The following is a 26908-nucleotide window of genomic DNA, read 5'->3' as shown; positions in this document are numbered from 1 at the left end:
CGCGGTGTCCCTCCCCGCGACGCCGGGCGAAAGCCGCACGGGCAGCGCAGAGTGCGCCGCGGGCGCACGCCGGGCGCGCGGTCCACCGGGGAATCCGGGGTGTGCTGTTACAGGCCGTCGCCGCCGGCACCGCCGGCACCGTGCCGGCAGCCCCCGGCGCCACGCTGTGCGCGGGCCGACGCGTACAGGCAGACGGCCGCCGCCGTCGCCAGGTTGAGGCTCTCCGCGCGGCCGTGGATGGGCACCCGCACCACCTCGTCCGCGAGGGCACGGGTCTCCTCCGGCAGGCCCCAGGCCTCGTTGCCGAAGATCCAGCCGGTGGGGCCGCCCATCGTCCCGGCGTCGAGCGCCGCGTCGAGGTCCCGCTCACCGGCGCCGTCGGCGGCCAGCAGCCGTACGCCCGCGGCGCGCAGTCCGGCAGCGGCCGACGCGGCGGGTACGCCGACGGCGACCGGCAGATGGAAGAGCGAACCCGCGGACGCCCGCACCGTCTTGGGGTTGTACAGGTCCACGGAGGCGTCGGTGAGGATCACCGCGTCGGCCCCGGCGGCGTCCGCACAGCGCAGCACGGTGCCGGCGTTGCCGGGGTCGCGCACGTGCGCGAGGACCGCCACCAGGCGCGGGCGGGCCGCGAGCACCGCCTCCAGCGGGGAGTCGACGAAGCGGCAGACCCCGACGAGGCCCTGCGGGCTGACCGTCCGGGTCATGCCGTCCAGGGTCTGCGGGTCGGCCAGGTGGACGCGTGCGCCCGACTCGTGTGCCTCCCGCAGGATTTCGGCATGGCGCTCCGCGGCCTCGGGCGTCGCGAACAGCTCGGCCAGGGCGGGGCCGCCGCCACCGCCGGGCTCGTCCCAGCCGACCGCGACGGCCTCCCGTACGGCCTGCGGCCCCTCGGCGAGGAAGAGGCGGTCCTTGGCGCGGAAGTTGCGCCGCACCAGCCGCCGCGCTGCGGCGACGCGTGCGGAGCGCGGGGAGATCGGGTCGGGGGTGGTGCCCATGGGCGGCGGCTGCTCACTTCGGGATCGTGACCGTGCAACACACAGCAGCGGACCCGCGGGCACTCATACCTGCGGGTCCGCTGCCGTACGAAAACGCCATGCGTGCTGCGTGCTTCAGGCTGCCTTCGGGGCGTTGACGTCGCTCGGGAGGGCCTTCTGCGCCGTCTCGACGAGGGCGGTGAAGGCGCCCGCGTCGTTGACCGCGAGGTCGGCGAGGATCTTGCGGTCCACCTCGATGTTGGCGGCCTTCAGACCCTGGATGAAGCGGTTGTAGGTGATGCCGTTGGCGCGGGCGGCGGCGTTGATGCGCTGGATCCACAGCTGGCGGAAGTCGCCCTTGCGCCGCTTGCGGTCGTTGTAGTTGTAGACGTAGGAGTGGGTGACCTGCTCCTTCGCCTTCCTGTACAGACGAGAGCGCTGGCCGCGGTAGCCGCTGGCCTGCTCGAGAATCGCCCGGCGCTTCTTGTGTGCGTTGACTGACCGCTTGACGCGTGCCACTTGATGACTCCTTGGTACACGGGGCCGGTCTGGTGGGACGACCACCCAGCCCGGATCGATTGGGTCCCGGTCGAGCCGGACTTACTTGCCGAGAAGCTTCTTGGCCTTCTTGGCGTCGGCCGGGGCCGCCTCGGCATTGCCCGCCAGGCGACGCGTCAGCGTGGACGGCTTGTGCTCGAGATAGTGGCGGCGGCCGGCACGCTGGCGCATCACCTTGCCCGAGCCTGTGATCTTGAAGCGCTTACGGGCACCACTGTGCGTCTTGTTCTTCGGCATGTCGCCGCTCACTCCTCGTCGGTGGCGCCCCGCACCCGGCCCGCGGGCCGGCGGCGAAGGCGCCTTGTATCGCTTGTACGGACTGTCCGGGGTGTCCCGAGGCAGGGCCCCTCGGAGGGCTCACGCCTCGGCGGGCTCCTCGGCGGGGCTGCTCTCCTGCTGGCGGCCGGCCTTGCGGGCTGCCTGCGCCTCGCGGGCCTCGGCCATCGCCTCGGTCTTCTTCTTGTGCGGACCGAGAACCATGATCATGTTGCGGCCGTCCTGCTTCGGGTTGGATTCCACGAAGCCCAGGTCGGCGACGTCGTCCGCGAGCCGCTGGAGCAGCCGGAAGCCCAGCTCGGGGCGGGACTGCTCACGTCCGCGGAACATGATCGTGATCTTGACCTTGTCACCCTGCTTGAGGAACCGGACGACGTGACCCTTCTTGGTGTCGTAGTCGTGCGGATCGATCTTCGGCCGGAGCTTCATCTCCTTGATGACCGTGTGCGCCTGGTTCTTGCGCGCCTCACGGGCCTTCATGGCCGACTCGTACTTGAACTTTCCGTAGTCCATGAGCTTGCAGACCGGCGGACGTGCTGTCGCCGCCACCTCGACCAGGTCGAGGTCGTACTCCTGCGCAAGCTCCAGGGCTTTGGCAAGCGGCACGATGCCGACCTGCTCGCCACTGGGACCGACGAGTCGCACCTCGGGGACGCGAATCCGGTCGTTGATGCGGGGCTCGGCGCTGATGGGGCCTCCTCGGTACACGGCACGGCGGTCTGGCGGACGGCCGCGCAAGTGATGTCGTCTGTGTGACCACCGCGCCGAGACGCAGAAAACGCCCCTGACGGACACAGGCGGTGGCTCCTCAAAGACCTGGAGCACCGACGCGTGATCGCGGGGCGCAGCCTGACCGTTGACCCGCGGCCCGCCGGGCCGTCAGGTGGGAGTTCGGAGCCTCCACTTGCGGGCTGAAGTCACGTACTCTCCAGCCGGTCGATATCCCAGCATACCAGGGGCCGGGAGCACTCCCCACCGGGGCCACCGCGGCCACCTGGGCCGGGACCTCTGCGGCGAAGGGCCCTAGGGTGACACACATGAGCGACTCCGACCCCAACGGCCCCGCGGCTCCCGGCAGTCCCGGTGCCCCCGACTTCGACAGCATGACCCGCGACATCGCGGACGTACCGGCGGTCGAGGTGATCACCACCGTCGCTGTGCACCTGATGAGTTCGGCCGCGGTGAATCTCGGGCTGTCCGAGGGGGGCGAGCAGCATCGGGACCTGGACGAGGCGCGCAAGCTCATCCACGCCCTCGCGGGGCTCGTCACCGCGAGCGCCACGGAGATCGGGACGTACCACGCGGCGCCGCTGCGGGACGGCCTGAAGTCGCTGCAGCTGGCGTTCCGCGAGGCCTCGGCCGTACCGGACGAGCCGGGACAGGGCCCGGGAGAGAAGTTCACGGGCCCCGTCTTCAGCTGAGCCGGAGCCGGCGGCCGGTCCGGTCCGGTTCGTTCCGCAGGCCGGCCGGTCAGCGGGGAGAGCCCGAGGGCTGAAGGTTCCTGTGCAGCTCCGCGCCCGCCGGCGGATGCGTGACGCGGTGCAGGACCGCCGCCAGTGCGCCGCCCACGAGCGGGGCCACCAGGAAGAGCCAGAACTGGGTGAGTGCCGCGCCGCCGGCGAAGATCGCCGGGCCGAGGCTCCGGGCCGGGTTGACCCCTGCGCCCGTCAGCGGGATGCCGATCAGGCTGATGACGGCCAGCGTGAGGCCGATGGGGAGTCCGCCGAAGCCCGCGACGGTCACTTTGTGGGTCATGCACAGGTAGACGTAGACGAGCAGCGCCGTCAGCAGCAGTTCGGCGAGGAAGGCGCCGCCGAGGTTGATCTGCACCGCGGAGCGGTCGCCGAAGCCGTTGCTGCCGAAGCTCTCGCTGGTCCGGAGGCCGGGCACCTGCTTGGCGAGCAGGAAGAGCAGAGCGGCGCCCGCGATGGCGCCGGCGACCTGCGCGATCCAGTACTTCACAGCGGTCGGCACGTCGAGCCGCTTGGCCATCAGGAACCCCAGGGTGACCGCCGGGTTCACGTGGGCGCCGGAGACCGGTCCGAAGACGTAGGCGAGCGCCAGCAGCGTGAAGCCGAACGCGAGAGCGATGCCGAGCGTGCCGATGTACTCACCCGACAGCACCGTGGCACCCACCGCGAAGAAGACGAGGACCGCGGTTCCAAGGAATTCCGCTGCAGTGGTCTGCAGCTCCGTCTCGGTCGACATGGCACTCCTGACACGTCGGGAATGGTCGCTCACCATCCTCCGCCGCCTGCGGCGGGCGCGCATGTCGAGCCGGAAGCCCCGTCCACCAGCGACGACGCGCTCTCCCGGGGGCCGGGCACAGGGTCGCGGCGGGTCCCGTCAGCGCCGGTAGAGGGCATCCTCGGGGAGGGTGCTGCCGGGCGGGAGCAGTGCCAGTTCGAGGCCCCGTACGAGGCGTGAGCGCAGCGTCTCGTCGGCCGCGAGCGCGCCGGCCAGCCGCCGCACGGCCGCTGCGGCCGTGCCTGCGTCGGCGGCGGCGTCCGGGGCCAGCGTCAGGGCGAGTGTGGCGTCGGAGCCGGGGCCGCCGGGCACGAGGTGTGCGCCTGCCACGTCGGGTTCGGCGGCGAGCAGGGCGCGCAGCGCGGCCGTGATCCGGGGCCCGGAGACGGGGCCGGTGCCGGTGCGGCCCTCCGCGAGCGCGCGCAGGGCGGGACCGGTGAGCTGATACGTGACGGGCCCGGCGAGGTCGAGGACGAGGGTGTCCGCCTTCTCGTGAGCGAGGGCCTGCAGCGCCTGGCGCAGCGGCACGGCCACGGGACGGGCCTCGGCGTTCCACCGGGCCAACGCCTCGGTGCCGGTGAACGCGGGCAGCGCACGGCGCCCGGCGGGGGTGGTGAGCGTCGGCACGGCCATCTCGCTGGTCTTCTCGCGGCGCAGGCCCGACCCGGCTGCTTCGCTCTCGCCGAGAACGGCGACGACGGGCACCAGAAGCCGCGCCAGGGCGAGGGCTTCGAGCACGCGCTCTTCCGCGCCCGGCTCCTCGGGGGCCGCCTGCCAGGCGGCGAGCGCCTCCGTGAGGGCGGGGTCGGCCGTGCCGGTGTCGGCGGAGAAGCCCGGGTCGGGGATGTTCTTGAGCGCCACGGCCAAGAGCTTAGTTCCGTGCCGCGGCGGCTCCGGACGCCGGGGCGGCGGCGGGGAGCCCGGGCGACGGCCGGGGGACGGCACGTTGCGCCACGGGGCCATGGCGCCGCCGCCGCGTGCGTACGCAGCTGCGCCCTCAGCGCCGGGACAGCCGGTTGCCCATGCCCCGCAGGGTCTCCGCGTTCACGCCCTTGTGGACCGCCACCGCGCCCCCGATGAGCAGCAGCCCGAGTACGGCGGCGATCGTCGCCAGCCAGCCCGCGCTCGGCCCGTCGTCGGGACCCGTCCCGAAGAACTCGCTCCTGTACGGCTGCCGGCTGGGCTCCTGCTCACGGGGCTTGATGTTGGAGCCCATCTCGATGGCGGCAGCCGGGTCGACGACGCCTGTGCCGAGAGCGTCGCTGCGGCCGCCCTCGGGGGTGTGACGTGCCGTGTCGGACAGCAGTTCCTTGATCTGCGCGGGGCTCAGCTCGGGGTGTGCGGCCCGTACGAGCGCGACCGCGCCGGAGGCGAACGCCGAGGCGGCGCTGGTGCCCCACCCCTCGTAGTACTTCCGGTCGGGGTCGGCTATCAGCACCTCCTTGCCGGGGGCGGCGACGGTCGCGTACCAGCGCCGCGTGGAGAAGGAGGCGCGCGCCCCGCGGCGGTCGACGGCGGTGACCGCGATGACGCCGGGGTAGGCGGCCGGATAGGAGACGTGGTCGCCGTCTTCTCCGCCGTTGCCGGCGGAGGCCACGACGACGGAGCCCTTGCGCTGCGCGTAGCGGACTGCGGAGTCCTCTCCGGCCTCGGGGTGGGCGGAACTGCTGTCGTCGCCCAGGGAGAGGTTGATGACGTCGGCGCCCTTGTCGGCGGCCCAGCGGATGCCGTCGGCAAGAGCGGAGGCGCGTGCGTCGCGTGCCTTCTTGCGCTTGGGGTCGCTGTCCTCGAGCAGGACCCGTACGGGAAGGATCTTCGCTTCGGGGGCGACGCCCATGACGCCGAGCTTGCTGCCCTTGCCGTGACCGTGGCCGGCGATGATCCCCGCCATGGCGGTGCCGTGCCGGGCCCATGCGCGGTCGCCCTTCTTCGCGCCCAGGGTGATGAAGTCGCGGCCGCTGCGCACGTTGCCTTCCAGGTCGGGATGGCCGGGGTCGACGCCGGTGTCGAGCACGGCGACGGTGATGCCCTTGCCCTTGGTGGTCTTCCAGGCGTCCGACACGTGAATGGCCTTCAGGCCCCACTGCTGCCGCTGGATGCCCTCGCCCTCCGCCGCCTGTGCGCTGCCTGCGGCCGGCAGGACGGCGATCGCCGCCGCGAGCGCCGCGGCCGCCAGGCGCCGTGGCCGGGTGCTGCCCGGCGTAGTGCGGCGCTGCGGGGCGTGTACGGGCCGGATGTGGGTCACTGGTCGTCCTCTTCCCCTGCCCCATCACGCAGACGGCGCTCGATGCGGTCCGCTATGCCCTGTGCGTCGTGGCCGAGACCGGCCTGTGCCGCGGCCGACGTCTCACCCTTCTCGGTCGCTTCGGCCGCGGGCTGCGGGTCGCTGACGACGCGTCCGTCCGCGAACCCGCTCACGGCGTAGACGACGACGGGCGCGTCGGAGAGCACCCGCATCGTCCAGCTGGCGCGCTGGGCGTCGCCGAAGTCGGCCGAGACCGTGCCGCGCGATCCGTACGGACGCGGCATCAGGTCGGTGCGTTCGCTGAGGTTCTCCACGGCGAAGCGCTTGCGCAGCGCGCGCATGCCCGCGCTCTCGGAACGTGTGAAGAGCAGGCCGACCGTGGTGACGCTGCTGGTCGTCTCGTCGGCGTAGGTGGCGCGTACGAGACGGCTGCATCCGACAGGTGACAGGGCCTTGGCGAGCAACGGGTCGAACGCGCCCCGGCAGTTGCTGTCCGGTGCGACGCCGACGCGGATCCAGCGGCGGTCGGCCCCGCCGGGGCCGGCACCCCGCCCCTCGAGGACGCGGGGGAAGAGGTCGTCGACGGAGTTGTTGTGCCACGCGGCCCGCATCTCGTCGAACGAGCCCTCGGTGACGGCCTGTTCGCCGGAGTCGCCGGTGAGCCATGTGCCGGCGGCGGCTCCGCCCAGCAGACCGACGCCCAGGACCAGGCAGACGGCGGCCGCCACCGTGCGGGGGGCCGGGCGGCTGTGCACGCGTTCGTCGCGGATGGGCCGCAACTGCCATGTGGGAGGCCCGGAGTCGGAGAAGCCCTGCTGCCGGGGCAGACCGGGATGGCCGCCGGCTGGAGCGGGAGGGTGCGGTGGGCGCTGCGGCGGAACGGCACCCGGAAGCGGGGCCGGGCCGGGGGCAGGGTCCGCAGCGGGGCCGGAGCCGGGGACGGCAGCAGGCCCGGAGACTGAGCCGGGGACGGCACGGGTGCCCGGTGTGGTCTCCGTTCCGTCCCGTCTGCCGGTGCTGCTCTGCCCTTCCATGCCGGAGGCGCTCGTTCTGCGGCGCAGCGTCTCGGACGTCAGGGGCTCCCCGGTGGGCGGCGGGGGCTGGGGAGTTGCGGCGGGCCGGGGCAGGCGCGGCCCTCCGGAAGGGGACGAGGCGCCGGCCGGGGAGTGCGGTCCTGCGCTCGCGGATGCGTCCGATTCCGTGTCGTGCGGCATGTGTGCGGTGGGCTCGTCTTTCTGGGGAGGCTCCACGAACGCGCCCTGGCGCGGAGGCGCTGCCGGGCGCGGGGGAAAGGCGGGGCGGGGAGGGACCTGAGGACGTCTGGGATACGAGTCCGGTGAAGGGTCCGGGGAGTGTGTGCGGTCGGCGTCAGTGCTCATCTGCACCCCTCCCGCGCGCAGTGCCACCCCACACGATCCCTTTCGGGGCATGCCGGTTCGTATCGGACAGTACGCCGCTGGTCCAGACTCATCGCAGCGTGCGGCCGTAACTCTACGGTGCGAACTGGTGGTCCCGGCAACCCGGTCGGGCAGATGGCAGGGCTGTCCTGCACGGCTCCCCTCTGGCAAGCTGCCCGGATGCCCGACGCAACTTCCGGCCTCGCAGCCGTACGCGCCCGCTACGACCGCGCGAGCGCGCACCTGGACGCGCCGTTCGCCGCCGTCGACCTGGAGGCGTTCGACGAGAATGCCTCCGACCTGGTGCGACGTGCAGGCGGCAAACCGGTCCGTGTGGCCAGCAAGTCGGTGCGCTGCCGGGCTCTGTTGGAGCGTGTGCTCGCGCGGGACGGTTTCGCCGGAGTGCTGAGCTTCACGCTCGCCGAGTCCCTGTGGCTGGCACGTTCGGGCATCGACGACGTTCTGCTCGGCTATCCGTCCGCGGACCGGTCCGGATTCGCCGAACTCGCCGCCGATCCGAAGCTCGCGCGGAGCGTGACCGTGATGGTGGACGATCCGGCCCAGCTCGACCTCATCGACGCCGCGAGAGACGGCGGCACCGAGGAGATCCGGGTCTGTCTCGAACTCGACACCGCGCTGCGGCTTCTGGGCGGCCGTGTCCGGATCGGCGCACTCCGCTCACCGCTGCGCTCCCCCGCCCGCCTCGCCGAGTTCGCCCGCGCGGTGACCCGCCGGAAGGGCTTCCGGCTCACCGGCCTGATGGCCTACGAGGGGCACGTCGCAGGCGTGGGCGACGCCGCACCGGGCAACTGGGCGCGCTCGCGCGGCGTACGGCTCATGCAGGCGGCGGCACGGCGGGAGCTTGCCGCACGCCGGGCGGAGGCCGTACGTGCGGTGCGCCGCGTCGCACCCGACCTGGAGTTCGTCAACGGGGGCGGCACGGGCAGCGTGCAGCACACGGCCGCGGAGGAGGCGGTCACCGAGATCGCGGCGGGCTCCGGCCTGTTCGTGCCGCGCCTCTTCGACCACTACACCTCATTCACCGGACGGCCCGCCGCGCTCTTCGCACTTCCGGTCGTACGCAAGCCCGGCGTGGGCGTGGTGACGGTCCTCGGCGGCGGCTACCCGGCCTCCGGGGCTCCCGGCTGGGACCGGCTGCCCCAGCCGTATCTTCCCGAGGGTCTGCGCTACGACAGACAGGAGGCGGCCGGCGAGGTGCAGACACCGCTGCTGGGGTCCGCCGCCGACGATCTGCTGGTGGGAGACCGTGTCTGGTTCCGGCACGCCAAGGCCGGAGAGCTGTGCGAGCGGTTCGACGCGCTGCACGTGATCGAGGGCGACCGGGTCACCGGCTCGTTCCCGACGTACAGGGGCGAAGGCCGCACCTTCCTCTGACGCCTGATCGGGCCCGGCCCCCGCTCTCAGCCCCGCTCTCGGCCCCGCTCTCGTCGGTTCTCAGACATTCTCGCCGGGGCTGTCCCCACCGCCGCCGCCGTCCTCGGTGACCCCCTCCGCCAGCTTGTCCATGTCGCTCAGCGGCGGTGCGGACTCGGCGATGTCGAAGCCGCTGCGCAGCACCAGCATCTCCCCCGACCCGTCGGGGTGCGTGAAGGCCACGGACTCGACGTAGGCGTCCGGCTTGGTGCGGTTGACGATCTTCCAGCGCACCCGGTAGGCGTCCTGCCCGGCCACCGAGGTTTTCTCCGAAGTCACGGCTTCGTGCGATTTGATGCCGCCGTAAGTGCCCTTGCTGTAGGCGAGCTTCGCGAACCGCCCGATGTCGTTCCTCGCCGCGTTCTCGGTGTCGCCGGTGTCGGTGGGCGCCACGATGATCATGGACGAGCCACGCAGGCAGCTCTCCGCCTCGCTGCCGGGGCACTTGTACTTCCCGGTGGTGACCATCGGCCCGAACGGGTCGCGCTCCCAGCCGTCCAGGACGGGCAGATCGACGCCCCTGGCCGGAAGGTCCCCCTCCGGCTCGCCAGGCGTGCCCCCGTCCTCCTCCGGCGCTCCCGGACCGTCCTCGGGCGGCGTGGGTTCGCTGCTCGGCCCGACGCCTCCGGCCTCGTCACGCGGGCCGCGGCTGACGCCCGGCCCGATGGCGAAGGTGAGCACGGCGCTGACGACGAGGGCGGCTACGAGCACCAGCGCACCGACGACGCCTGCGACGAGCGGGCCCCGTACGGCCGCCTTGGTACGGCTCTGGCCCGTCCAGGAGGTGCCGTCCCACCAGCGTTCCGCGGAGGGCGAGTTGGCTCTCTGACCCGGGTCGGGGTCGGGGTACCAGCCGGGCGGCGTCGTCATGCTCACGCATCGACTGTAGGGGACCAGGTGTGCGAATCACACTGTCACTGCCCGGCCGTACCCCGTCCGGAAGGGCGGCTGGCGGCGACACCGTCACATCGGTGTCACGTACGCCCCTGAGATGCCGCCGTCCACCATGAAGTCCGTCGCGTTGACGAACGAGGCGTCGTCGCTGGCCAGGAAGGCGACGGCGGCGGCGATCTCCTCCGGCTCGGCGAAGCGCCCTGGCGGCACGTGCACGAGACGGCGCTGCGCACGCTCCGGGTCCTTCGCGAACAGTTCCTTCAGCAACGGGGTGTTGACGGGCCCGGGGCAGATCGCGTTGACCCTGATGCCCTCCCGCGCGAACTGCACGCCCAGTTCACGCGACATCGCCAGCACACCGCCCTTGGACGCGGTGTAGCTGATCTGCGAGGTGGCGGCGCCCAGCACGGCCACGAAGGAGGCCGTGTTGACGATCGAGCCGCGCCCCTGCCGCTGCATGTACGGGATGGCGTGCTTGCAGCACAGATAGACCGAGGTGAGGTTGACCTGCTGCACACGCTCCCAGGCGTCGAGACCGGTGGTGAGGATCGAGTCGTCGTCGGGCGGTGAGATGCCCGCGTTGTTGAAGGCGATGTCGACCGAGCCGTACGTCTCGTGGGCCGTCCGGAAGAGGGCCTCGACCTGCGCGGAGTCGGTGACGTCGGTCTCCACGTACAGTCCGCCGGTCTCCTCGGCCACGGCCTTGCCGCGCTCGCCGTCGACGTCGGCGCAGACCACGTTGGCGCCCTCCGCGGCGAGGCGGCGCGCGGAGGCCAGGCCGATGCCGCTGCCCGCGCCCGTGACGACGGCGGTACGTCCGGTCAGGCGCCGGCAGACGACGGCTGCTTCCGCGGTGTCGGTGAGCGATTCGGTCACGGCTGCTCCTCGGTGCTGATGAACACGTTCTTGGTCTCGGTGAAGGCGGCGAGCGCGTCAGGGCCGAGTTCACGGCCGAGACCCGACTGCTTGTAGCCGCCGAAGGGGGTCGTATAGCGCACGGCGCTGTGGGAGTTGACGGACAGGTTGCCTGCCGCGACCGCGCGCGAGACGCGCAGTGCGCGGCCCACGTCGCGGGTCCAGATCGACCCGGACAGGCCGTACTCGGAGTCGTTGGCGATGCGGACGGCCTCCGCCTCGTCCTCGAAGGGGACCGCCACGGCGACCGGCCCGAAGATCTCCTCCGCGCTGCGCCGGTCGCCCGGCCGTCCCTCAAGGACGGTGGCCGGATACCAGAAGCCCTTGCCGGCGGGGACGTCCCCGCGGATGAGTGCGGGCTCGTCCTCGGACACGTATCCCCGTACGCGCTCACGCTGGCGCTGCGAGATCAGCGGGCCCATCTGCGTGCCCGTATCCGCCGGGTCGCCGGCCGTGAACGTCTTCACGGCCGGTTCCAGAAGCTCCAGGAAGCGGTCGTAGACCTCGCGCTGTACGAGGATGCGGCTGCGGGCGCAGCAGTCCTGACCGGTGTTGTCCAGGAAGGACCCGGGTGCCGCGGCGGCGGCCGCCGCGAGATCGGCGTCGGCGAAGACGATGTTGGGGCTCTTGCCGCCGAGTTCGAGCGTCACGCGCTTCACGCCCGCGGCGCACCTGGCCATGATGTCCTTGCCGACGGCTGTCGAGCCGGTGAAGACGACCTTGGCCACCTTCGGGTGCTCGACGAGCGCCGTGCCCGCCACCGGGCCCTCGCCCGGCAGCACTTGGAAGAGGCCCTCGGGCAGCCCCGCCTCCAGGGCGAGTTCGCCGAGGCGCAACGCGGTGAGCGGCGTGGTCTCGGCCGGTTTGAGGACGACGGCGTTGCCGGCGGCCAGCGCGGGGACGGTGCCCCAGGCGGCGACCGGCATGGGGAAGTTCCAGGGCGCGATGACGGCCACGACGCCGAGCGGTTCGGCGAAGGTGACGTCGATGCCGCCGTCGACGGGGATCTGGCGGCCGCTGAGGCGCTCCACCCCTCCGGCGGCGTAGTCGAGGAGGTCGCGGACGTTGCCCGCCTCGAACCGGGCGTTGCCGACGGGGTGACCTGCCTCCTTCACCTCCAACTGCGCCAGTTCTTCGAGGTGTTCGTCGACGGTGACGGCGAACCGGCGCAGCAGCCGTGCGCGTTCGCCCGGTGCGAGCGCCGCCCACTTCGTCTGCGCGCTCACCGCCCGGCGTACTGCCGCGTCGGCTTCCGCCGGGCCTGCGGCGGTGACGGTGGTGATCAGTTCCTCGGTCGCAGGGTTGACGACGGGGAGTTCGTTCGTGTGGTGCTCGTCCTGCAAAGCCTGTCCTTACATGCGTTCGAAGGACCGGAAGCGCTCCCAGTCCGTGACGGCCGTGTCGTACGCCTGCTGCTCGATGTGCGCCATGTTCCGGTAGTGCGCGACGACTTCCTCGCCGAATGCCTCACGCGCGACCTCGCTCCGCTCCCACAGCTCGGCGGCCTCGCGCAGGGTGGTGGGCACGTGCACCGCGTCGCCGTTGTAGGCGTTGCCGGTGCACGGCTCCTCCAGCTCCAGCTTCTGGTCGACGCCGTACAGCCCGGCGGCGATCATCCCGGCGGTGGCGAGATACGGGTTGACGTCGCCGCCCGGTACGCGGTTCTCCAGCCGGTGACCGGCCCCGTGCCCGACGACGCGCAGCGCGCACGTGCGGTTGTCGGGGCCCCAGGCGACGGCGGTCGGCGCGAAGGAACCCGGCTGGAAACGCTTGTAGGAGTTGATGTTCGGGGCGTAGAGCAGCGTGAACTCACGCATGGCCGCGAGCTGTCCCGCGAGGAAGTGCCGCATCGTGGCCGACATGCCGTGCGGGCCGTCGTCGTCGGCGAGGACCGGGGCGCCGGCCTCGTCCCGGAGCGAGAGATGGATGTGGCACGAATTGCCCTCGCGCTCGTCATACTTGGCCATGAAGGTGAGGGCCTGGCCCGACTGGGCCGCGATCTCCTTCGCGCCGGTCTTGTAGACGACGTGCTGGTCGCAGGTCGTGAGCGCGTCGTCGTAGCGGAAGGCGATCTCGTGCTGCCCCAGGTTGCACTCGCCCTTCGCGGACTCCACGCGCATTCCGGCCGCGCCCATCTCGTTGCGGATCCGGCGCAGCAGCGGCTCGACGCGGCTCGTGCCGAGCATCGAATAGTCCACGTTGTACTGGTTCGCCGGAGTCAGGCCGCGGTAGGCACTGTCCCACGCCTGCTCGAAGGTGTCCTGGAAGACCATGAACTCCAGCTCGGTGCCGGTGTACGCGGTCCAGCCGCGCTCGGCGAGGCGGTCGAGCTGGCGGCGGAGGATCTGCCGGGGCGAGGCGACGACGGGCGAGCCGTCGTGCCAAGCCAGATCGGCGGTGATCATGGCCGTGCCGGGGTTCCACGGAACGAGCCGCAGCGTGCTGGTGTCGCCGTGCATGGCGAAGTCGCCGTAGCCGCGCTCCCACGAGGACATGGTGTAGCCGTCGACGGTGTTCAGGTCCACGTCGACGGCGAGGAGGTAGTTGCACCCCTCGGTGCCGTGCTCCAGGACCTCGTCCAGGAAATGACGGGCTGCGAACCGTTTCCCTTGCAGCCGCCCTTGCATGTCCGTGAAGGCCAGCGCCACGGTGTCGATCTCCTCCCGTTCGACGAGCACTCGCAGCTCGTCTACCGAGAGCGGGGGTGTGCGGTCTGCCACGTCTGGCCTCCTGTCGGTCCGCGGGAAGTCATAAGGTAGTCCGGAAGACCATTGGTTCGGAAGGGGTTCCGATGAGGGAGGGCCAGTGAGAGCCGACCACGGCACCGGGCTGGGAGGGCCCGGCGGCCGTCCCGAGGACGACCGTCTCGCCGCCGTGCTCCGGCCTGTGCGGGCCGGCAACGGCTTCGAGGAGGCGCTGGAGCAGATACTCCAGATCGTCCGGCTGGGCCTGGTCCCCGACGGCGAACGGCTCCCCGCCGAACGCGAGCTCGCCGAGCGCCTCGGCATCAGCCGCGTCATGCTCCGCGAGGTGCTCAAGGTGCTCGCGGAGCAGGGCCTGGTGACCAGCCGCCGCGGACGCTACGGCGGCACCTTCGTACGGCATCCGCAGCCGCCCGCCCCCGACGCGGAGACCTCGGAAGAGCTGCGGCGCAGCGTCGCGGGGGCCGCCGGGGACGTGGACGTACGGGACACCCTGCGCTTCCGCGAGGTGCTGGAGACCGGCGCAGCCGAACTGTGCGCCTCCCGCGGCCTCGAGAAGGCCGAGGCCGCACGACTGCGCGCGGCGCTGGACGCCACCCGGAACGCGGCTCTCGCCGACTACCGGCGCAGCGACACCCTCTTCCACCTCACCCTCGTCGAACTGGCCGGCTCCCCCACACTGACCGCGCAGTACGCGGCCGTACGGGCAAGGGTGAACGACCTGCTGGGCCGCATCCCGCTGCTGGTGCGTAACCTGGAGCACGCACAGCAGCAGCACGCGGAACTCGTCGACGCCGTCCTGTCCGGCGATCCCGATCGGGCCCGGAGCGTCAGCCGCGAGCACTGCGCCGGCACCGCCGCCCTGCTGCGGGGGTTCCTCACGTGACCTTCCCCCCGGAAGTGACGATGACCGGCTCCGGCGGGGCGGAAGTACGCGCACACGTAATCCCTGCGTAACGCGCAGGGGGTTGCGCTGCGACCCACCTCGGCGCAAAGGTATGTCACCACACCAATGCCGAGGGTAGGAGCGGTCATGGCCGATGGAACCAAGTCCTCGCAATCGTCTCCCGGCGCGGGCGATACCGGCCCGGAGAGCGCGGAAGCGTATCTCCAGGCGCGCTCGCTCCGCCGCGGCAGCGCCGGGTGGCTGCTGCTGACCGGTCTCGGCGTCGCCTACGTCGTCTCGGGCGACTACGCGGGCTGGAACTTCGGGCTCGCCGAAGGCGGATTCGGCGGTCTGGCGATAGCCACCGTGCTGATGGGCACGATGTACACCTGCCTGGTCTTCTCCCTCGCGGAGCTCTCCTCGATCCTGCCGACCGCCGGCGGCGGCTACGGCTTCGCCCGCCGCGCGCTGGGTACTTGGGGCGGGTTCCTGACGGGGACGGCGATCCTCATCGAGTACATCCTCGCCCCGGCGGCCATCGCGGTCTTCATCGGCGGGTACGTCGAATCGCTCGGCCTCTTCGGTATCGAGGCCGGCTGGCCCGTCTACCTCGTATGCTTCGCGATCTTCATCGGCATCCACCTGTGGGGCGTCGGTGAGGCCCTGCGCTTCAGCTTCGTCGTCACCGGCATCGCGGTCGCGGCCCTGCTGGTCTTCTGCATCGGCGCGTTCACGCACTTCGGCGGCGGTTCGCTCAACGACGTGGCCGTCGACGCGGACGCCTTCGCCTCCAACTCGTGGCTGCCGCTGGGCCTGTTGGGCATCTGGGCGGCGTTCCCGTTCGGCATGTGGTTCTTCCTCGGTGTCGAAGGCGTGCCACTGGCGGCGGAGGAGGCACGCGACCCGGTGCGTGCCATGCCGAAGGCGCTGGCGTGGTCGATCGGCATCCTGGTGCTGCTCGCCCTGCTGACGCTGCTGCCCGCGGCCGGAGCCGCCGGTTCGGACGCCATCAAGGACGCCGACAACCCGCTCGTCGCGGCGCTGGAGGCCGCCACCGGCGGTGAGCCGACGACGCTGAGCAGGATCGTCAACTACGCGGGCCTGGCGGGCCTGGTGGCCTCCTTCTTCTCACTCATCTACGCAGGGTCCAGGCAGCTCTTCGCCCTCTCCCGGGCCGGCTACCTGCCCCGCTTCCTCTCCCTGACCAGCCGCCGCAAGGCCCCCTACCTCGGCCTGCTGGTGCCGGGCCTGATCGGTTTCTCGCTGGCGGCGTACACGGGTGACGGCGCCCGGATGCTCAACATCGCCGTCTTCGGCGCGGCCGTCAGCTACGTGCTGATGTCGCTCTCGCACATCGTGCTGCGCCGCCGCGAGCCGGGACTGCCCCGTCCGTACCGCACCCCCGGCGGGCTCCTGACCTCCTCGGTCGCCTTCGTGCTCGCCTGCTCGGCCGTCGTGGCCACGTTCCTGGTGGATCCGACCGCGGCGGGAATCGCCTTCGTCCTCTACGGAGTGGCCGTCGCCTACTTCGCCTTGTACAGCCGGCACCATCTGGTGGCCGCGGCCCCGGAGGAGGAGTTCGCGGCGCTCGCCGCCGCCGAGGCGGAACTGGAGCGCGACTCCGACGACGACGATCCGTCCCCGACGCCGCAAGTACGCGCCAAGTAGCCCTCCCGTCCTCCCCGGCCGGCTCGCGCCGCTCCAAGGCGCGTGCCGGCCGGGCGCACGGGGCGGGCGTACAGGCGCGGGCCGCTCACGCCCGTAGGCTGGAAGAACCGGACGAGCCGACGATCTGAGGACCCGACTCATGCAGACCCCGCTGATCGGCGTCAGCACCTACATGGAGAGCGACGTCCGCTGGGGCGTGTGGCAGCACCAAGCCGCGGTGCTGCCCGCCGGATACCACCGTCTCGTGCAGCGAGCGGGCGGCTGCGCGCTGCTGCTGCCGCCGGACTCGGACGAGCAGGCGCGCCGGATCGTCAGCAGGCTGGACGGCCTCGTGGTCTCCGGCGGCCCGGACGTCGAACCGAGGCGGTACGGGGCCGAGCCCGGCCCGGACTGCGGCCCGCCCGACCCCGAGCGGGACGCCTGGGAGCTCGCCCTGACCCGCGCCGCCCTGGACCAGGGCGTACCGCTGCTGGGCATCTGCCGCGGCATGCAGATCCTCAACGTGCTGCTGGGCGGCACCCTCGTCCAGCACATGGAAGGCCACCGCGGCACCCCGGGTGTCTTCGCCGAGCATGCGGTACGGCCCGTCGCCGGCACCCGGCTCGCACAGGTGCTGCCCGGGCCGGTGTCCGTACCCACCTACCACCACCAGGCGGTGGCCCGCCTCGGTGACGGGCTGGTGCCGGGCGCACACGCGGACGACGGCACCGTCGAGGCGCTCGAACTGCCGGGCAGGGAACATCCGTTCGTCCTCGCGGTGCAGTGGCACCCCGAGGAGGGAGACGACGTCCGCGTGATGCGCGCCCTGGTGGAGGCCGCGCGTACAACCGGTGAGGCACAGCCGCAGTCCGGGGCACGCACGGCCAGGGCAGCGGCAGGGAAGGCCCCGGCGGCGGGCTGAGCCGGTAGACGGCGGCGCTACGGCGCCCGCAGATCCAATGGACGGGCGTCCCGTCTTTGAATGCGTCCCCTCAGCCCAGCGCCTTGCGCAGCGCCCCCGCCAGCGCACCCGGAGCCTCGGTGAGCGAGGGCCCGTACCAGGTCAGGTACCGCCCGCTGACCAGCGCCGCGGGCAGTCCGGGAAAGGCCTCCGGTCCGTCCTCCCACGTGAAGCGGTAAGGCTCGTCCGGCAGCACGACCAGATCGGCCCGGGCCGGCCCGTCGAGCTCGCCGGCCGGCACGCGCGGATAGCGCTCCGCGTGCTGCCCGTAGACGTTGTGCACCCCGAGGTGTGCGAGCAGCGCGCCCGCGAAGGTGTCGCGGCCGAGCACCATCCACGGGCGGCGCCAGACGGGGACGACCGCCCGCACGTCGAACTCCGCGCGCACTTCGCCCCACGCGGCCTCCGCCTCGTCCAGCCAGCGGGGGCGCGGCAGCCCGCAGCCCTCGGTCAGCACCCGCTCCAGCTCGGCGAACGCCTGCGGCAGGGTGCGTACTTCGGTGACGAGGACCTCGAGCCCGGCGGCCCGCAGGGCGGCGAGATCCGCCTCGCGGTTCTCCTCCTCGTTCGCGACGACGAGGTCGGGGCGGAGGGAGACGATCCGCTCCACGTCCGGATTCTTCGTGCCGCGCACCCGGGCCGCCTCCAGCCCGGGCGGGTGGCTGCACCAGTCGGTGACTCCGGCGAGCAGTCCGGGGGCCGTCGCGGCCAGTGCCTCGGTGAGGGAAGGGACGAGGGAGACGACGCGTCGCACGGTGCCGGTACTTGTGTGCGCCATACCGGCACCGTACGCCCCCCGTGCGGCTGCGATTGCCGCTCCCCCGTACGGCGGCCCACCCCCGGGTGGTCGTCCGCGGGGAGACCCCACGGCCCGGAGGCGTGTTCCTCGTACGGAGAAGAGAGTAGACCCGTATCGGCCGATGAGGCAGTCGTATTTGCGCCAGCGCGCAAAGCGTTCACGGATCCGCGGGTCCCGCCGGCACTGTGGCCGGACGGACGACTGAGAAGGTCAGCCGGCCTCGGTCCGCACCGTCGGCTCGTGCCGTACGGGAAAGTTCACGGAGCGCGCGATGAAGCACAGGCCCGGCACCTCGGCGTGCAGCGCCCGTGCCGTGTCTGCCGTCGACCCGTCGGCGACGGTCACTTCGGGACGCAGCACGGCCTCGGTGAAGGCTCCGCCGCCGCCCGCCGCGTCCATCGTCATCGTCGCCGTCGCGTGGTCCTCGTACGCAGTGACGACGACTCCGCGCACGGAGCAGAGGTGGAGATACCAGAGCATGTGGCACTGCGCGAGCGCCGAGAGCAGCAGCTCCTCGGGGTTCCAGCGCTCCTCGTCGCCGCGGAACGCCGGGTCGGCGGAGGCCGCGATCGGCGGCTTCGCGCCCGCCAGCACCTCGTGGGCGCGGCTGAAGGCACGGTAGTCACGCGTACCTTCCCCCAGGTCCCCGGTCCACTCGACGGTGACTTCGTACGCGTGCGTGGCTGCCATGTACCCAGCGTAGAAGCGGGGCGGTGCGAGGGGCACAGGGCCCCGGGACTGCTGCGGCTCGCTGTCGGACCCGTACGGCATCATCGGGGCCGTGACTACGACGACGGCTCGACGCCTGATGCTCCTGGACACCTCGTCCCTCTACTTCCGTGCCTACTTCGGGGTTCCGGAGTCGGTCAGGGCGCCGGACGGCACCCCGGTCAACGCCGTGCGCGGGCTGCTCGACTTCATCGCACGCCTGGTGAGCAACCGTCATCCGGACTCCCTGGTGGCCTGCATGGACTTCGACTGGCGCCCCCAGTGGCGCGTCGAGCTCATCCCGTCCTACAAGGCACACCGGGTCGCGGAGGAGGTGCCGGCCGGTCCGGATGCCGAGGAGATCCCGGACACGCTCAGCCCGCAGGTCCCCGTGATCGACGAGGTGCTCGACGCCGTCGGCATCGCCCGCGTCGGGGCGGACGGCTTCGAGGCGGACGACATCATCGGCACCCTCACGGCTCGCGCCGGCTCTCCCGTCGACATCGTCACCGGCGACCGTGACTTGTTCCAGCTGATCGACGACTCCCGGGGCGTGCGGGTGCTGTATCCGGTCAAGGGAGTGGGGACCCTCGACGTCTACGACGAGTCCGCGCTGCGCGCGAAGTACGGCGTGGACGGCGGTGGTTACGCGGATCTGGCCCTGCTGCGCGGCGACCCGAGCGACGGGCTGCCCGGCGTGCAGGGCATCGGGGAGAAGACGGCGGCGAAGCTGCTGGAGCGCTACGGGGACCTGGCGGGGATCCTGACGGCCGCCGAGGATCCTTCGTCCGCGATCACTCCCGCGCAGCGCAAGCGGCTGGCCGAGGCGCGGCCCTATCTGGCCGTGGCCCCGAAGGTGGTGCGGGTCGCGAGCGATGTCACCCTGCCGGAGTTCGACGCCGCCCTGCCGGCGCGGGCACGCCGTCCGGAGGCCCTGGACGCCCTGGCGGAGCGGTGGGGGCTCGGCGGCTCCCTGGAGCGGCTGCTGAATGTGCTGGCCGACCGGGAGCGCTGATCAACGGCGGCGGGCCCGCGGCGCCGTACACGGGGTGAAGTGGTACGTTGGGGAACTTAGGCAACCCTAACCACATCTCCCGACCGCCGCCTCCTGCTTACCCGCCATCCCTGGAGTCCCACGTGGCAGACCGTACGGCCCGCAGCAAGAACCAGGTCCACCACGCCCGCGTGGTCCGCACCGAGCAGCTGACGCCCCACATGGTGCGCGTCGTGCTCGGCGGCCCCGGCCTGGCGGAGTTCGAGGCGGGCGAGTACACGGACCACTACGTCAAGCTGCTCTTCCCGGTCCCGGGCGTGGAGTATCCCGAGCCGTTCGACATCGCGGCCGTCCGCGCCGGCTTCCCGCGCGACCAGTGGCCGGTGACCCGTACGTACACGGTGCGGTCATGGGCGCCCGCGGCACGGGAGCTGACGCTCGACTTCGTCATCCACGGCGACGAGGGCCTCGCCGGGCCGTGGGCACGCGGCGCCCGCCCGGGCGACGTGATCCGCTTCCTCGGCCCCGGCGGCGCCTATCACCCCTCGGCGGACGCCGACTGGCATCTGCTCGCAGGTGACGAGAGCGCCCTGCCCGCCATCGCCACGGCACTCGAAGCCATGCCCGCGGATGCCACCGTACGGGCCCTGATCGAGGTCGAAGGCCCGCAGGAGGAGCAGAAGTTGAGCCTTCCGGACACCGCGGGCGTCGTGTGGCTGCACCGCGGCACCGCCCGTGTCGGGGAGAAGCTGACCGAGGCCGTGCGGGCGCTGGAGTTCCCACCGGGCACCCCGCAGGCGTTCGTCCACGGTGAGGCGGGTTTCGTCAAGGAGCTCCGCCGCCACCTGCGTCTCGAACGCGGCCTGGAGCGCGAGCAGTTGTCCATCTCCGGCTACTGGCGTCTGGGTCACGACGAGGACGGCTGGCAGGCCTCGAAGAAGGAGTGGAAGGCGCAGGTCGAGGCTGAGCAGGAGAGCGCGGGCGGCGAACAGGGCCCGCGGTCCTGACCGTTCCGCGGTCCTGACCCTTCGCGGCCCTGACCGTTCCGCCCCCTTCCGCGGTCCTGACCGTTCCGCGCCCTTCCCGCGGCTCACGCGGTACTCCAGGTCAGGTCGTCAGCGCTCGATCCCGTCCAAGTGGCACCCGGGCCGCGGCGCGGTGACCGGATTGCACCTCACAGGGCCGCTGCCGTACGGAAGTTCGGCCACGTAGTCGGAGCCGTAGCGCGCGGCGAGGCCTGGGACGGGAAAGTCCGTCGAGACCATCTGGGCGCCCGAGGCCAGCGCGTCCCGCAGCATGCCCCTGTCACCGGAGGTGGCCTGGTCGAGCGGCACGTCGGAGCGCGTCCGTACGAAGTAACCCTGCTTCACCAGGTCCTGGATGACGGCCTTGCCGGGCCCGGTCGGGTCGTTGACCTTCATGAACGCGGCGTCCGGGCGCCCCGGTTCGGAATCGGTGAAGAGCACCCTGCCCTGCAGGCTCTCGCGGCCGCCCGCTCGGTAGGCGTCCTGCAGCTTCTGGTCGTCGTTGTCCATCAGGAACGTCACCTTGCCGCGGGCGGCCGAGAGCCGGGGCCAGCCGTGCTCGCGCACGGACTCCTCCAGGGTCTGACCGGGGCGGCGGATGTCGTCGGCCGTGACGGTCGCCTCGTCGGGGAAGACGGTACGTATCTCGGCGTCCAGCGCGTCCAGCATCTCCGTGTCCCAAGGCGGGCTCTTCGCGCCGCCGCGGGCCTCCATCTCCGGGTCCGTCTCCTTGAGTTCGAGGAGCACGGGGACGGGCGCATGCCCGGGGCGCCGCTCCGACCACTTCTTGACCTGCGTGAGACAGCGCTTGAGCGAGACGCAGTTGCTGCGGTAGTCGAAGTCGGCCCAGTGCAGCACCTTGAAGCCGGGCTTGCGCAGGTCCGGATCGTCCATCGGCGGCAGCCCGGCATCCTCGCGGATCAGGGGGTCGGCGTAGAGACCGCCGTCCGGATCCGGGAAGACGTCCAGCTCGATGCCGCGCACCTGCTGGCGGGAGAACTGCACGGGCAGCGACGCGTGACTGTAGAGCAGCGTACGGAAGCCTGGGTCGTGCGCCGCCATCAACTGCTGCTCGGCGAAGGGTGCTTCACGGTGGTAGCTGTTGTGGGTCGCCATGGCCTGGATCTGGGTGACACGCAGTCCGTCCGCCCCCGTACGGGCGGAGGGCGGGGCAGGCGCAGGGGCCGCCGACGACAGCGTCAGGGCTGCGGCGAGCGCAGCGGCGGCCGCCGCCCAGCGCCGGGCCACGGAACCGTACAGGGACCTGGAGACGGGTCTGGAGACAGAGCGCACAGCGACCTCCCGCGGGGCATGAGTACATCAGGCGCGATGTACATGCCCACGCGGCGCGCGGAGCCAACACGGGCCGCTCCCACGGCCGTTCGACTCCTTGCCCCGCACGGACGGACCGCTCCGGCGCCGCTGAGCGCCGGCTCCGGGATCCGGCGGCTCTCAGCCCACGCTCGTGTACGCCACGACGCCTCGCCGCATCGACTCCAGCGCCCTGCGGGCGTTCTTCGCCACGTCCCCGCCTTCCGGTGCCGCGACCGCGACCTGGCCCAGCACGTCGATGCACTGCTTGCACCAGCGCACGAAGTCGCCGGCGGGCATGTCGGCGTCGCGCAGCACGGAATCCAGCCCGTGCCCCTCGGCCCAGCGGTACGCGGCCCAGGCGAAGCCGAGGTCGGGCTCGCGCTGGCCGACGCCCTCGGTCTGGCTGATGCGGTGTTCCTCCTCCAGCGCGTCCAGGCGGCCCCAGATGCGCACCATTTCCTCCAGGGCGCCGCGTGCACCGCCGCTGGGCAGCTTCGGCGGCAGCGCATCGTCGGCGGCACGCGACTCGTACACCAACGCCGAGACGCAGGCGGCCAGTTCGGACGGCGGCAGACCCTCCCACACGCCGTCGCGGAGGCATTCGCTCGCCAGCAGGTCCAGCTCGCCGTAGAGCCGCGCCAGCCGCCGACCGTCCTCCGTGACCTCGTCGCCGCGGAGGTAGCCCAGGTCCGTGAGCAGTGCCGAGACCCGGTCGAAGGTGCGGGCGATGGTGTTCGTACGGCCCTCGATCTTGCGTTCCAGCTGGCGGGTGTCCCGCTTGAGCCGCTGGTAGCGCTCCGCCCAGCGGGCGTGGTCCTCCCGCTCGTCGCAGCCGTGGCAGGGATGGCGGCGGATCTCGGCGCGCAGCTTCGCGATCTCTTCGTCGTCGGCCGCGGCGGCGCGCTGCTTGCGGTGCCGCGGAGGCGCGTGGTGCCCGGCCTTCGTACGCAGCGCCGAGGCCAGGTCACGGCGCGACTCGGGGCTGCGGGCGTTGAACGATCTCGGGATGCGCATCCGCTCCAGCGGCTCCACGGGGACGGGGAAGTCGATGGAGCCCAGGCGCTTCACCTGCCGCTGAGCCGTCAGTACGAGCGGACGCGGCCCTTCCTGCTGGTGGTGCCAGCCGCGGTGCTGGGCCGGACCGCGGGCGCTCGTCCCGGAGTCGAGGACGAGCGCCAGCCCCGCGAACTTGCCCGTGGGCACGTGGATGACGTCCCCCGGCTTCAGCTTCTCCAGCGCCGCCGCGGCCTGCGCACGGCGCTGCACCGCGCCCTGCTTGGCCAGCTCGGTCTCCCGGTCCTTGAGCCGGCGGCGAAGCCGCGAGTACTCCTCGAAGTCGCCCAGGTGGCAGGTCATGGACCCCCGGTAGCCTTCCAGGCCCTCCTCGTTGCGCTGGACCTGCCGGGAGATGCCGACCACGGAACGGTCGGCCTGGAACTGCGCGAAGGACGTCTCCAGCAGCTCACGCGAGGTGTGCCGGCCGAACTGGCCGACGAGATTGACCGCCATGTTGTAGGACGGCTTGAAGGAGGAACGCAGCGGATACGTGCGCGTACCGGCCAGGCCCGCCAGGGCGCCCGGGTCCATGCCGCGCTGCCACAGGACGACCGCGTGACCCTCGATGTCGATGCCGCGGCGCCCGGCCCGCCCCGTCAGCTGAGTGAACTCGCCGGGGGTGATGTCCGCGTGCTGCTCGCCGTTCCACTTGACCAGCTTCTCCAGCACCACCGACCGGGCCGGCATGTTGATCCCGAGCGCCAGCGTCTCGGTCGCGAACACGGCCTTGACCAGCCCTCGTACGAACAGCTCCTCGACGACCTCCTTGAAGGTGGGCAGCATGCCCGCGTGGTGTGCGGCGATGCCCCGCTCCAGGCCCTCCAGCCAGTCGAAGTACCCCAGCACATGCAGATCCTCGTCGGGGATGTCCGCCGTGCGCTCCTCGACGATCTCGCGGACGCGCGCCCGCGCCGCGTTGTCGTTCAGCCGCAGCCCGGCGTAGAGGCACTGCTGCACCGCGGCCTCGCAGCCGGCACGGCTGAAGATGAAGGTGATGGCGGGCAGCAGGCCCTCCGAGTCCAGCTTGTCGATGACCTCCGGACGGCCCGGTGTCCACACCCGGGAGCGCCTGCGCCGCTCCCGCTCCCGGTCGGCCTCCCTGCGCGAACCGCCACGGCGCCGGTCGCGCGGGCCGCTCGGACGGCTGTTCTCCATGCGCGCCATGCGCACCAGGTCGGGATTGACCTCCCGCTTGTCGCCCTTCTCCTCGAACAGGTCGTACATGCCACGGCCCGCGAGCACGTGCTGCCACAGAGGCACGGGACGGTGCTCGGAGACGATCACCTCGGTGTCGCCGCGGACGGTGTCCAGCCAGTCGCCGAACTCCTCCGCGTTGGAGACCGTCGCCGAGAGCGAGACCAGCGTGACCGACTCGGGAAGGTGGATGATCACCTCTTCCCAGACGGCGCCGCGGAACCGGTCGGAGAGATAGTGCACCTCGTCCATGACGACGTGGCCGAGGCCGTCGAGGGCCTGCGAGCCCGCGTAGAGCATGTTCCGCAGGACCTCGGTGGTCATGACGATGACGGGGGCGTCGCCGTTGACGCTGTTGTCCCCGGTCAGCAGGCCCACCCGGTCCGCGCCGTGGCGCTTGACCAGGTCGTTGTACTTCTGGTTGGACAGGGCCTTGATCGGCGTGGTGTAGAAGCATTTGCGGCCCTGCGTGAGGGCGAGGTGCACGGCGAATTCGCCGACGATCGTCTTGCCGGAGCCGGTCGGCGCCGCGACCAGCACTCCCTTCCCTGCTTCGAGGGCTCGGCACGCCTCGATCTGGAACTCGTCGAGATCGAAGTCGTACAGGTCGCGGAACGGGGCTAGAGCGGTGGCCTGCTCTGCGGCGCGCAGCCGCGCCAGTGCATACCGCTCTGCGGGGGACAGGTCCTCGGTCATCGTGTCTACGAGCCTACCGGCCACCTCCGACACCGCTCACGATCATTACTCCGCGACGAGGAGCCGCACCGCCCCCGGGACCACGCGTGCCGTCAGCGGCAGCGGCCCGAGCGGTTCGCCGTCCGCGTACCCGGTCACCTCCGGCGCCTCCAGCCGCACGCTGCGGGCCCGGTAAGTCGTGACGGCGGGATGGGACAGATGGGTGCCCTTGTAGACGCGGGGGAAGACGCGCAGCAGTGTGGCGCGGCTGCACTCCCCCACGACCGTCACGTCGAGGAGCCCGTCGTCCATCTCGGCACCGTGGCAGATGCGCATGCCGCCGCCGTACGAGGGGCCGTTGCCGACGGCGACCAGCGTCGCCCGGATCTCCAGCGGCTCCCCCTCGTCGAGCGTCAGCCGGTACGGGATGGTCTTGAAGGCGGCCAGCTCGGCGAGGATCGCCAGGTCGTACTTGACCTTGCCGGACGGCCAGCGCATCCGGTTGCCCCGGTCGTTGACGCGTGAGTCGAACCCCGAGGCGAGCACCGTCCCGAACCAGCGCTCCTCCGCTCTGCCCAGGTCGACGCGCCGCTCATGCCCTGCCTTGAGCGCCTCCGCGACGACGCGGCCGGCCTCCGCGGGCTGCCGCACGGGCAGTCCGGTCGCGCGCGCGAAGTCGTTGCCGGTGCCCACGGAGACGACGCCGAGCGGGGTCTCCGTACCGGCGACCGCCTGCAGTCCGAGGGACGACATGCCGTCGCCGCCGACTGCGATCAGCGCGCCGGTGCCCGCCTGCACGGCCTCGCGGGCCCGTATGAGCGCGTCGTCGGCGTCGGTGCCGACGACGGTGCGTACGGCGAATCCGGCCCGGCGCAGCTCGTCAGCGGCGGGCTGCGCGGCGGCGGCGCCACGGCCGCGGCCCGCTATGGGGTTGACGAAAAGGGTGATCTCGCTGGTCACGCGCGGACCATACCCGCTCAGGTCGCGTCGCCGTAACCGTCCCGTCCACCCCGTCCGTGCGGACCGTCGCCGCCCGCACCGCCGGATTCGCCCTCGGGCAGCGCGCGGGGCGCGGGGACGCTCTCGCCTTCCTCCAGGCCGTCGGGGCCGTCGATGAGGGACGCCTCGTCGTCGTCCAGAGCGGCATACGGGTCGTTGCGGCTGCGGCGGCGGTCGTTGAAGAGGCAGATGCCCACGGCCCCGAAGTAGAGCAGGACGATGGGCGCGGCCAGGGCTGCCATGGTCAGCGGGTCGCCTGTGGGCGTGGCGATGGCGGAGAAGACCGTGATGCAGAGCACCATGACCCGCCACCAGCTCAGCAGCTGCCGGCCGCCGAGGATGCCGGTCAGGTTCAGCATGACCAGCAGCAGCGGGAGTTCGAAGGCGAGCCCGAAGACGATCACCAGTCGCGTGACGATGTCGAGGAAGTCGTCCAGCGGGATCAGGTTGCCGGTCCCGCCCGGGCTGAAGTCCAGCAGCGTCGCCGCCGCCTTGGGCAGGATCAGGTACGCGAGGTAGGCACCGCCGAGGAAGAGCGGGACGCCGGCGCCGACGAAGGCACGTGCGTACTTCTTCTCGTGCTTGTGGAGCCCCGGAGCGAGGAAGGCCCACAGCTGGTGCAGCCAGACCGGGGAGGCGGCGACGACGCCGACGGTCAGGGCGACCTTGAGCATGATCGTGAAGGGGGCGATCAGACCGTTGATGGTGATCTCGGCGCAGGTCTCGCCTTCCTCGGCGGCACGCCCGAAGCCCTCGGTGCAGCCGACGGACTCGCGCACCGGGTCGGTGAGGAAGTCGGCGATCGGCTTGTAGTAGATCATCGCCACGACGGTGACGACGAGGATCGCCAGCACCGCCTTCATCAGCCGGTTGCGCAGCTCCCGCAAATGGTCCGCGAGGGGCATCCGCCCCTCGGGGTCCTTCTCGCTTTTGTCTTTGCCCTGTCTACGGGCTGACTTGAGCAACCCAGATCCTCAGTGTGTGAAGTGTCGGAAATGCCGGTCT

Annotated in this window: 25 protein-coding genes; 7 read left to right on the top strand and 18 right to left on the bottom strand. The window is 71.9% G+C overall.

Annotation, left to right across the window (positions count from 1 at the left end; genetic code table 11):
* Positions 1–107: 107 nt before the first annotated feature.
* The 4 genes from ACSMXX_RS28335 to infC form a co-directional block, all read right to left on the bottom strand.
* On the bottom strand, positions 108–998 hold the full coding sequence (locus ACSMXX_RS28335) for a TrmH family RNA methyltransferase (protein ID WP_473181500.1): 891 nt from the start codon (positions 996–998) through the stop codon (positions 108–110).
* A gap of 114 nt (positions 999–1112) precedes the next feature.
* Positions 1113–1496 carry a 50S ribosomal protein L20 gene (rplT, locus tag ACSMXX_RS28330; RefSeq protein ID WP_070012487.1) on the bottom strand — a complete coding sequence of 128 codons (384 nt, stop codon included), beginning with the start codon at positions 1494–1496 and terminating at the stop codon, positions 1113–1115.
* Between the two features lie 81 nt (positions 1497–1577).
* The gene (gene rpmI, locus ACSMXX_RS28325) at positions 1578–1772 is read right to left on the bottom strand and encodes a 50S ribosomal protein L35 (protein ID WP_473181499.1); all 195 of its coding nucleotides are present in this window, start codon (positions 1770–1772) and stop codon (positions 1578–1580) included.
* Positions 1773–1892: 120 nt separating this feature from the next.
* Positions 1893–2519 carry a translation initiation factor IF-3 gene (gene infC, locus ACSMXX_RS28320; RefSeq protein WP_216093856.1) on the bottom strand — a complete coding sequence of 209 codons (627 nt, stop codon included), beginning with the start codon at positions 2517–2519 and terminating at the stop codon, positions 1893–1895.
* 329 nt (positions 2520–2848) lie between these two features.
* Here infC and ACSMXX_RS28315 point away from each other — a divergent pair, with 329 nt between their 5' ends.
* On the top strand, positions 2849–3232 hold the full coding sequence (locus ACSMXX_RS28315; protein WP_473181498.1) for a DUF1844 domain-containing protein: 384 nt from the start codon (positions 2849–2851) through the stop codon (positions 3230–3232).
* A 49-nt stretch (positions 3233–3281) separates the two neighbouring features.
* On the opposite strand, the gene ACSMXX_RS28310 is transcribed toward ACSMXX_RS28315, so the two are convergent.
* The 4 genes from ACSMXX_RS28310 to ACSMXX_RS28295 all read right to left on the bottom strand — a co-directional run bounded on the left by ACSMXX_RS28310 (position 3282) and on the right by ACSMXX_RS28295 (position 7082).
* Entirely contained in the window at positions 3282–4019 is a 738-nt protein-coding gene (locus ACSMXX_RS28310) for an MIP family channel protein (protein WP_473181497.1), read from the bottom strand.
* 138 nt (positions 4020–4157) lie between these two features.
* On the bottom strand, positions 4158–4919 hold the full coding sequence (locus tag ACSMXX_RS28305) for an SseB family protein (protein WP_473181496.1): 762 nt from the start codon (positions 4917–4919) through the stop codon (positions 4158–4160).
* Between the two features lie 136 nt (positions 4920–5055).
* The gene (gene mycP / locus ACSMXX_RS28300) at positions 5056–6294 is read right to left on the bottom strand and encodes a type VII secretion-associated serine protease mycosin (protein ID WP_473185017.1); all 1239 of its coding nucleotides are present in this window, start codon (positions 6292–6294) and stop codon (positions 5056–5058) included.
* Between the two features lie 5 nt (positions 6295–6299).
* Complete coding sequence (locus ACSMXX_RS28295; RefSeq protein ID WP_473181495.1) at positions 6300–7082, bottom strand: hypothetical protein; 783 nt, start codon at positions 7080–7082, stop codon at positions 6300–6302.
* A gap of 798 nt (positions 7083–7880) precedes the next feature.
* Between ACSMXX_RS28295 and ACSMXX_RS28290 the strand changes: the two genes are divergently transcribed.
* The gene (locus ACSMXX_RS28290) at positions 7881–9095 is read left to right on the top strand and encodes an amino acid deaminase/aldolase (protein WP_473181494.1); all 1215 of its coding nucleotides are present in this window, start codon (positions 7881–7883) and stop codon (positions 9093–9095) included.
* A gap of 60 nt (positions 9096–9155) precedes the next feature.
* Here ACSMXX_RS28290 and ACSMXX_RS28285 read toward each other — a convergent pair whose 3' ends face one another.
* The 4 genes from ACSMXX_RS28285 to ACSMXX_RS28270 all read right to left on the bottom strand — a co-directional run bounded on the left by ACSMXX_RS28285 (position 9156) and on the right by ACSMXX_RS28270 (position 13663).
* Positions 9156–10004 carry a DUF2510 domain-containing protein gene (locus tag ACSMXX_RS28285; protein WP_473185016.1) on the bottom strand — a complete coding sequence of 283 codons (849 nt, stop codon included), beginning with the start codon at positions 10002–10004 and terminating at the stop codon, positions 9156–9158.
* Positions 10005–10097: 93 nt separating this feature from the next.
* Entirely contained in the window at positions 10098–10904 is an 807-nt protein-coding gene (locus tag ACSMXX_RS28280) for a 3-oxoacyl-ACP reductase (protein WP_473181493.1), read from the bottom strand.
* Entirely contained in the window at positions 10901–12286 is a 1386-nt protein-coding gene (locus ACSMXX_RS28275; RefSeq protein WP_473181492.1) for an aldehyde dehydrogenase family protein, read from the bottom strand. Before ACSMXX_RS28275 ends, ACSMXX_RS28280 begins: the two co-directional genes overlap by 4 nt.
* A 9-nt stretch (positions 12287–12295) precedes the next feature.
* The gene (locus ACSMXX_RS28270; RefSeq protein WP_473181491.1) at positions 12296–13663 is read right to left on the bottom strand and encodes a glutamine synthetase family protein; all 1368 of its coding nucleotides are present in this window, start codon (positions 13661–13663) and stop codon (positions 12296–12298) included.
* 85 nt (positions 13664–13748) lie between these two features.
* Between ACSMXX_RS28270 and ACSMXX_RS28265 the strand changes: the two genes are divergently transcribed.
* From ACSMXX_RS28265 to ACSMXX_RS28255, 3 genes are all read left to right on the top strand, one after another.
* The gene (locus tag ACSMXX_RS28265) at positions 13749–14531 is read left to right on the top strand and encodes a FadR/GntR family transcriptional regulator (protein WP_473181490.1); all 783 of its coding nucleotides are present in this window, start codon (positions 13749–13751) and stop codon (positions 14529–14531) included.
* A gap of 147 nt (positions 14532–14678) precedes the next feature.
* The gene (gene eat / locus ACSMXX_RS28260) at positions 14679–16199 is read left to right on the top strand and encodes an ethanolamine permease (RefSeq protein WP_473181489.1); all 1521 of its coding nucleotides are present in this window, start codon (positions 14679–14681) and stop codon (positions 16197–16199) included.
* Between the two features lie 139 nt (positions 16200–16338).
* Complete coding sequence (locus ACSMXX_RS28255) at positions 16339–17100, top strand: gamma-glutamyl-gamma-aminobutyrate hydrolase family protein (protein ID WP_473181488.1); 762 nt, start codon at positions 16339–16341, stop codon at positions 17098–17100.
* 70 nt (positions 17101–17170) lie between these two features.
* On the opposite strand, the gene ACSMXX_RS28250 is transcribed toward ACSMXX_RS28255, so the two are convergent.
* A complete protein-coding gene (locus ACSMXX_RS28250; RefSeq protein ID WP_473181487.1) occupies positions 17171–17917 on the bottom strand; it encodes a helical backbone metal receptor in 747 nt (248 codons plus the stop codon).
* Positions 17918–18148: 231 nt separating this feature from the next.
* Entirely contained in the window at positions 18149–18628 is a 480-nt protein-coding gene (locus tag ACSMXX_RS28245; RefSeq protein WP_473181486.1) for an OsmC family protein, read from the bottom strand.
* 118 nt (positions 18629–18746) lie between these two features.
* Between ACSMXX_RS28245 and ACSMXX_RS28240 the strand changes: the two genes are divergently transcribed.
* Positions 18747–19661 (top strand): 5'-3' exonuclease, encoded by a 915-nt coding sequence (locus tag ACSMXX_RS28240; RefSeq protein WP_473185015.1) that lies wholly within the window; start codon positions 18747–18749, stop codon positions 19659–19661.
* A gap of 122 nt (positions 19662–19783) precedes the next feature.
* Positions 19784–20647 carry a siderophore-interacting protein gene (locus ACSMXX_RS28235; protein WP_473181485.1) on the top strand — a complete coding sequence of 288 codons (864 nt, stop codon included), beginning with the start codon at positions 19784–19786 and terminating at the stop codon, positions 20645–20647.
* Positions 20648–20755: 108 nt separating this feature from the next.
* Here ACSMXX_RS28235 and ACSMXX_RS28230 read toward each other — a convergent pair whose 3' ends face one another.
* From ACSMXX_RS28230 to tatC, 4 genes are all read right to left on the bottom strand, one after another.
* Positions 20756–21958 carry a phosphatidylinositol-specific phospholipase C1-like protein gene (locus ACSMXX_RS28230; protein ID WP_473181484.1) on the bottom strand — a complete coding sequence of 401 codons (1203 nt, stop codon included), beginning with the start codon at positions 21956–21958 and terminating at the stop codon, positions 20756–20758.
* Positions 21959–22117: 159 nt separating this feature from the next.
* Entirely contained in the window at positions 22118–24925 is a 2808-nt protein-coding gene (locus tag ACSMXX_RS28225) for a DEAD/DEAH box helicase (RefSeq protein ID WP_473181483.1), read from the bottom strand.
* Positions 24926–24970: 45 nt separating this feature from the next.
* Positions 24971–25864 (bottom strand): diacylglycerol kinase, encoded by an 894-nt coding sequence (locus tag ACSMXX_RS28220; RefSeq protein ID WP_473181482.1) that lies wholly within the window; start codon positions 25862–25864, stop codon positions 24971–24973.
* A gap of 17 nt (positions 25865–25881) precedes the next feature.
* Positions 25882–26868, bottom strand: a complete 987-nt coding sequence (gene tatC, locus ACSMXX_RS28215; RefSeq protein WP_473181481.1) for a twin-arginine translocase subunit TatC — start codon at positions 26866–26868, stop codon at positions 25882–25884.
* Positions 26869–26908: the final 40 nt, after the last annotated feature.

Source organism: Streptomyces sp. DSM 116795 (assembly GCF_055792905.1).
Note: the sequence above shows the minus strand (reverse complement) of the source record. Positions and strands in the feature narration are given on the sequence as shown.

Excerpts from the sequence above, each read along its gene's own strand:
- rpmI (WP_473181499.1), bottom strand. The coding sequence starts at position 1,772 with ATGCCGAAGAACAAGACGCACAGTGGTGCCCGTAAGCGCTTCAAGATC.
- ACSMXX_RS28310 (WP_473181497.1), bottom strand. The coding sequence starts at position 4,019 with ATGTCGACCGAGACGGAGCTGCAGACCACTGCAGCGGAATTCCTTGGA.
- ACSMXX_RS28335 (WP_473181500.1), bottom strand. The coding sequence starts at position 998 with ATGGGCACCACCCCCGACCCGATCTCCCCGCGCTCCGCACGCGTCGCC.
- ACSMXX_RS28285 (WP_473185016.1), bottom strand. The coding sequence starts at position 10,004 with ATGACGACGCCGCCCGGCTGGTACCCCGACCCCGACCCGGGTCAGAGA.
- ACSMXX_RS28250 (WP_473181487.1), bottom strand. The coding sequence starts at position 17,917 with ATGGCGCACACAAGTACCGGCACCGTGCGACGCGTCGTCTCCCTCGTC.
- ACSMXX_RS28315 (WP_473181498.1), top strand. The coding sequence starts at position 2,849 with ATGAGCGACTCCGACCCCAACGGCCCCGCGGCTCCCGGCAGTCCCGGT.
- eat (WP_473181489.1), top strand. The coding sequence starts at position 14,679 with ATGGCCGATGGAACCAAGTCCTCGCAATCGTCTCCCGGCGCGGGCGAT.
- ACSMXX_RS28240 (WP_473185015.1), top strand. The coding sequence starts at position 18,747 with ATGCTCCTGGACACCTCGTCCCTCTACTTCCGTGCCTACTTCGGGGTT.
- ACSMXX_RS28290 (WP_473181494.1), top strand. The coding sequence starts at position 7,881 with ATGCCCGACGCAACTTCCGGCCTCGCAGCCGTACGCGCCCGCTACGAC.
- ACSMXX_RS28255 (WP_473181488.1), top strand. The coding sequence starts at position 16,339 with ATGCAGACCCCGCTGATCGGCGTCAGCACCTACATGGAGAGCGACGTC.
- ACSMXX_RS28245 (WP_473181486.1), bottom strand. The coding sequence starts at position 18,628 with ATGGCAGCCACGCACGCGTACGAAGTCACCGTCGAGTGGACCGGGGAC.
- ACSMXX_RS28225 (WP_473181483.1), bottom strand. The coding sequence starts at position 24,925 with ATGACCGAGGACCTGTCCCCCGCAGAGCGGTATGCACTGGCGCGGCTG.